Consider the following 5,662-nt stretch of genomic DNA (forward strand, 5'->3'; position numbering starts at 1 on the left):
CAGGCATCGGACTCCCGCACCGTGAAGGGGCAGTCGAGGACCCCGCTGCCGTCACCCGGGTCCACGTCCAACCGCGAGGGCTCCGCGATCGCCACCACCCCACCGGCCGAACTCCCCCGCACCTCACCGTCCGACGGACCCTCCGCCCACCACCAGGTGTCCACGAAAATCACCGCCTGCACCGGCGGGCTGTGCGCCAACGTGAAATCGGGAACCGAAAGCTCCCCGAACGCCTCCCACGCCAACTCCGTCAACGACGGACCCGTGTCCCCCGGGGTGAACCACCCCCATTCGTTGTATCCGTCCCCATTGGGATGGTGACACCCCTTGTACGTGTAGACGGAGTCCTCGGTGGGTGGATCCTCCGGCCACGATTCCGGGTCCGGGTACACAAGAGAGGGAAAGTTGATGAAACAGGCGTACTCACCCTCACAGAAGATGGACGCGTCCGCTCTTCCCAGGTTTTCCACCAACGAAAGATCACATGAAGGAGAAGAGGAGCCGCCTCCATTTCCATTTCCCCTCTGTCCGGCATCGTCCTCTTCCACGGGGGACCCACCTCCACACACGTACACCATTTCTCCGATGTCGTGCCCGACCCAGCAGTCGGGATCATCGAGATTGGCTGCGGCGGGGGACACACTCATGGAGAGCACGACCACCGCCACCACCAGAAATGGCGCGCGACCCCGGACGGACCCCGATCCCCTCATCGTCGTCAACACGAAATCCCCGCCTCTTCCTGAGGGAGTTGATCCACCAGGATCCATCCTTCGGAGTTCAACTCCGCGAGAAATACACGGGGAGTCGCTCCTCTTTTTTCGATGGGCGCCTCGACGCCGTCCGCCATGATCGGCCAATCGTCCTCGTTCACGCAGGACTCCACGCGCGCGGAACCCTCGTCGACCGGCACAACGGTCACGTTGGTGATCGCGGGTTCACCTTCCCTGAAGAAACCCTGATCGTGATAGCTCGCGACCATCGTGAGTCTTTTCTCCACCAGATCCGGGGACGCGAACCGGAGGAGGGGGTCGGCGTCGAGAGGGGCGCCGTTCTCGATGGCGATGATCTCCGCCCAGTAGCGGTCGTGGAGCTCCTCCAGGGCCCGGACATCCTCCTCGCTCAGGGTCTCCTCCGGCTCGGGGGTCTCCTCCGGCTCGGGGGTCTCCTCGGCGGCGGTCGGGACGGGAAGCGCGGCGTTGTCGGGGTCGGCCTCATCGCCCCCGTCCGAGCAGGCGGACAGGAGGGCGGCGGCCATGACCACCGCGAGGAACCGGGACCGTCGAATGGGAGTCTTCGTCACGGACCACAGCGTAGAAGCGACCACCGACCGCCCGGTACACCAGGTGACTTACCGTCACGAAACGGTGACGTACCGCCGGCCTCATTCATCCGACAGCACCGGAGCGCCGGGCCGCGGAGCGGAGGGGGAACGCGGTGCGACCGCACTGGATGGGGATTCGCTTGATACCGCTGAAGACAGCCGAGAGGGGCCCCGGCGTCCCGGGCAGGGTGAATCAGCGGACGACGGCTTGGACCTCGGTCACCCGCACCGGGGTCTCCCGCCACTCGCTCTCCAACGCCTCCGGCAGACCGGGGAGGGTGAGCGGGGCACCGTGGTTCTCGAAACGCACGGTGTAGACCAACCGCGCCCGGGCCGGATGAGCCGCGAGCCCGTCCCCGGTCCTCGCGGTGCCGTTCACCGAGGCCCGGTCGTAGACATGCGTACAGGCATCGGACTCCCGCACCGTGAAGGGGCAGTCGAGGACCCCGCTGCCGTCACCCGGGTCCACCTCCAACCGCGAGGGCTCCGCGATCGCCACCACCGGGGAATGCCCCGGGGACATACGCCGGTGCCCACATCACGCAGCGGAGCGGGAGCCATCTCGAGGCGCCTCACCTGCCGGGCCCTCCGGGCCGGTGGGGCCCGTGCGTGAGGTACCCGGGCGGGAACGCACGCGGCACCATGTGTTCCGCGCCGGGCCCGCTTTCCGTCCTCCGGCCGGATGAGTGACGAGAATCGAAAGGGATATCAGAGGGGGAACGCGGTGCGGCCGTGTTGGACGGAGATCCACTTGGTGTCGGTGAAGGCGTCCAGCAGCGCGTCACCGTTGAGGCGGCCGAGACCGGAGCACTTCATGCCGCCGTAGGGCACGATCGGCTCGTCCGCGACGGTGGCGTCGTTGACGTGCACGATGCCGGTCTCGATCCGGCGGGCGACCCGCAGGCCGCGCTGGATGTCGCGGGTGTGGACGGCGCCGCTGAGGCCGTAGGCGGAGTCGTTGGCCAGGGCGACGGCCTCGTCCTCCCCGTCCACCGCGGTGAGGAGGACGACGGGGCCGAAGATCTCCTCGCGGTGCAGTGGGGATTCGGCGGGTACGTCGGTGAGGACGGTGGGCGGCACGAGGTTGCCGCGCCGCTCCCCTCCGTGCAGGATCTTCGCGCCGCCGTCCACGGCGCGCCCGATCTGTCCCCAGAGGTGGTCCGCGTAGCGGGCGTCCATGAGGGGGCCGATCTCGGTGGCCGGGTCGGCGGGGTCGCCGACCCGCAGCGCGGAGACCCGGGCGAGGAAGTGTTCGGTGAACTCCGGCAGCACCGCCCGGTCGACCAGGACGCGGTTGGCGGCCATGCACATCTGGCCCTGGTCCATGAAGCGGCTGAAGACTGCGGCGTCGGCGGCGTACCCGGGGTCCGCGTCGTCCAGGACGATCAGGGCGCTGTTGCCGCCCAGTTCGAGGACGACCCGCTTGAAGTGGCCGCCGGCGACGGAGGCGACGTGGCGGCCGGTGACCTCGGAGCCGGTGAAGCAGATCACCCGTGGGACGGGGTGCTCTATGAGGACGTCGCCGACTTCCGCTATGTCGGTGACCAGGACGTTGAAGAGGCCCTCCGGCAGTCCGGCGTCGGCCAGCAGGCGCGCCAGGAGGGTGCCGCCGCAGATCGGGGAGGACTGGTGGGGCTTGAGGACGACGGCGTTGCCCAGCGCCAGTGCGGGCACCACGGTCTTCAGGCCGAGGAAGAGCGGAAAGGTGTAGGGGGAGATGACGCAGACCGTGCCGACGGGAAGCCGGGTGAGGTAGTTCTCCTTGCCCTCCACCGGCGAGGGCAGGATGCGGCCCTCCGCGCGCAGCGGCAGGTGCAGGGCCTCGCGCAGGGCCTCCCGGATGAGACCGAGCTCGTAGGTGATGCGGGTTCGGGTGCCGCCGAGTTCGGCGGTGATCAGTGAGGCGATGAAGGGCTCGCGCTCGTCGATGAGGTCGAGCAGCCGCTCGATGACGCGCCGGCGGGTGCCGGGGGCGGAGGCGGCCCAGGCGCGTTGGGCCGTTTCGGCGGCACGGTAGGCGGCGTCCACCTCCTCGGCGGTGGCGACGGTGATCGCGGCGAGCTTGTCGCCGGTCCAGGGGTTGAAGTCGATGACGTCCCAGTTGCCGCTTCCGGTCCGCCAGGCACCGCCGATGAACTGACGGGCGAGGTCGTCGGGAACGGCCTCCGGGCCGATGGACGGGACCTCGGGGAAGTCGGGCATGTCACTCCTCGGCGCGCGGTCTTGGAGGATGACGTGGGTGACGGGACGTCAACCACCTCGAATCCTACAGTTCCCTGCCGATTTCGTGGAGAAGTCGGCGGGTTTCCCCGGGGGTCGCGGCCACTCCCGTGAGGGCGTTCATGGTGCGGCGGTACTCGGCGACCTCGTCCTCCTTGTCGAGGTAGAGGGCGCTGGTGAGCTGTTCCAGGTAGACGACGTCGGAGATCTCCGTCTCGGAGAAGGAGAGGATGACGAAGGCGCCGCTGACCGCGGGGTGGTCGGGGCGGTCGAAGGGCATGACCCGGAGCGAGACGCCGGGCATCTCGGAGTACTCGGCGAGCAGCTTCAGCTGGTCGCGCATGACGGCCCGTCCGCCGTAGACGCGGCGCAGCGCCCCCTCGTCGAGGACGCAGTGCAGGCGGGGCGCGTTCTCCCCGACGAGGAGTTTCTGCCGTCCCATGCGCAGCGCGACCCGGCGATCGACCTCCTCGGCGGGCAGGTTCGGGTAGTTGCCGACGACGACTGCGTGGGCGTACTCCTCGGACTGCAACAGACCGGGGACGAACTGCACCTCGTAGGTGGCGATGGAGGAGGCGGCGGCCTCCAGGCCCACGAAGGTGGGGAACCACCCGGGCAGCACGTCGTTGTAGCTGTGCCACCAACCGGGGCGGTTGGAGGCGCGGGCGAGGTTGAGCAGGGGTTCGCGCTCGGTCTCCTCGGTGACCCCGTAGAGCGTCAGCAGGTCGGCGACGTCGCGCGGCTTGAAGCTCACCCTCCCCAGCTCCATTCGACTGATCTTGGATTCCGAGGCACGGATCGAGTAGCCGGCGGCCTCCCGGGTGACCCCCCGTGATTCACGCAATCGGCGCAATTGGGCACCGAGCAGGATGCGGCGCACCATGGAGCCGCTGGAGTCGGCGTTCCCGACCTCTCCGGCTCGGCCGCCCCGCGGTGACTGCGGTGTGCTCATGGGGTCCGATCCTCCTTGGTGACCAGAGAAGTCTGCCATCTTCGGGCTCCGTTGTGTGCGCGCTCGATTACACTCAATCGAATTTTGGCGATGCACGTGCATCTGCCCTTGCATTTGCTGTGGGCGTTGGGAAGCATGAGTGCAGCGCGCCGGTACGCCGGCACGCCCGCACGACCTTGCCGTGTTCGACGGGGAGACGGCAGGGACCGACGGGGGTGACTCCGTTGGCCACCGGGATGTCGGTCTGTCCGCCGCTCGATCGTCCCGGCCAGCCCAGCCACCACCGCCACCGCGAACGCCGGGAGTCCGCGCCATGGGGATCGAAGGAGTGCCCGTTCTCGACACGTTAGGTCGACAGCAATCCCTGATCGATCCGCGCAGTCTGGACGGGGCCGTCTCGGTACGTCTGCCGAGTCGTCCCGAATCCGTGCGGGGAGCACGGGATTTCACCCGGAGGACGCTGTCGGGATGGCGGCTCTCCGAACGTTTCGACACCGTCGCCCTGGTGGTTTCCGAGTTGGTGACCAACGCCGTGCGGCACGGGTGCCCGGAGTCCTCGGCCCCGGCGCGGGACGGCGCGCCTTGCCCGGGCGCGCCCTCCGGCGTCGGGGAGCAGCGCTTCGGCGCCCACGACCGGCGCCCGCGCAACGGCTCGACCCCGGGGCGCGGTCCCGGCGTCGGACCCGCCCGGGGCACGCTCCCGGGGCAGGTCGCCGACCCCCCCGACCTGGCGCCGGTGGAGCTGGAACTCCTGCGCAGCAATCGCCGGTTGGTGTGCGCGGTGCGGGACTGCGGGGAACGTGCTCCCCGGCCCGGGCAGGCCGACGCCTCCATGGAGGGTGGTCGCGGCCTGCACCTGGTGGAGTGCTTCAGCGACGGCTGGGGTTGGCGCCCGTTGAGCGACGGCAGGCGCGGCAAGGTGGTCTGGGCCGCCTTCCGACTTCTCTGAGGGGTCGTCACGACCGCTCCGGTACCGCCCGGGGCACACGAGGAACACACCACGGACGGCCGGTGCCCCGCACGAGGGCACCGGCCGTCCGTGGTGTGCGCGGATGCCGGGTCCGGGTCGGTCCGCCGACCCGGATCGGGTACCGGAGCCCGGGGTGCTCCGGCGATGGCTGGAGTCATGGAAACGGCGTGGGTCCGAGACGTGGGTGGGGTGTGGG

The 5,662-nt window shown here is 69.4% G+C and carries 6 protein-coding genes; 1 reads left to right on the top strand and 5 read right to left on the bottom strand.

All coding sequences use genetic code 11. The annotated features are described in order from the left end of the window. The 5 genes from FNQ90_RS10960 to FNQ90_RS10980 all read right to left on the bottom strand — a co-directional run. The coding region (locus FNQ90_RS10960; protein WP_228471036.1) for a hypothetical protein at positions 1–254 on the bottom strand (254 nt) is incomplete at its 3' end. A 464-nt stretch (positions 255–718) separates the two neighbouring features. Beyond that, the gene (locus FNQ90_RS10965) at positions 719–1,258 is read right to left on the bottom strand and encodes a hypothetical protein (protein ID WP_182606196.1); all 540 of its coding nucleotides are present in this window, start codon (positions 1,256–1,258) and stop codon (positions 719–721) included. 259 nt (positions 1,259–1,517) lie between these two features. Then, positions 1,518–1,826 carry a hypothetical protein gene (locus tag FNQ90_RS10970; RefSeq protein WP_182606197.1) on the bottom strand — a complete coding sequence of 103 codons (309 nt, stop codon included), beginning with the start codon at positions 1,824–1,826 and terminating at the stop codon, positions 1,518–1,520. Between the two features lie 206 nt (positions 1,827–2,032). Continuing rightward, positions 2,033–3,526: an aldehyde dehydrogenase family protein gene (locus tag FNQ90_RS10975; protein WP_182606198.1), complete on the bottom strand. Its 1,494-nt coding sequence runs from the start codon at positions 3,524–3,526 to the stop codon at positions 2,033–2,035. Between the two features lie 64 nt (positions 3,527–3,590). Then, positions 3,591–4,427: a helix-turn-helix domain-containing protein gene (locus tag FNQ90_RS10980; RefSeq protein WP_143621498.1), complete on the bottom strand. Its 837-nt coding sequence runs from the start codon at positions 4,425–4,427 to the stop codon at positions 3,591–3,593. A gap of 382 nt (positions 4,428–4,809) precedes the next feature. Between FNQ90_RS10980 and FNQ90_RS27290 the strand changes: the two genes are divergently transcribed. Next, a complete protein-coding gene (locus FNQ90_RS27290; protein WP_228471037.1) occupies positions 4,810–5,445 on the top strand; it encodes an ATP-binding protein in 636 nt (211 codons plus the stop codon). The last annotated feature ends 217 nt before the right edge of the window (positions 5,446–5,662 follow it).

The sequence above is a fragment of the Streptomyces alkaliphilus genome, from assembly GCF_014141535.1.
Taxonomy (GTDB): domain Bacteria; phylum Actinomycetota; class Actinomycetes; order Streptomycetales; family Streptomycetaceae; genus Streptomyces; species Streptomyces alkaliphilus.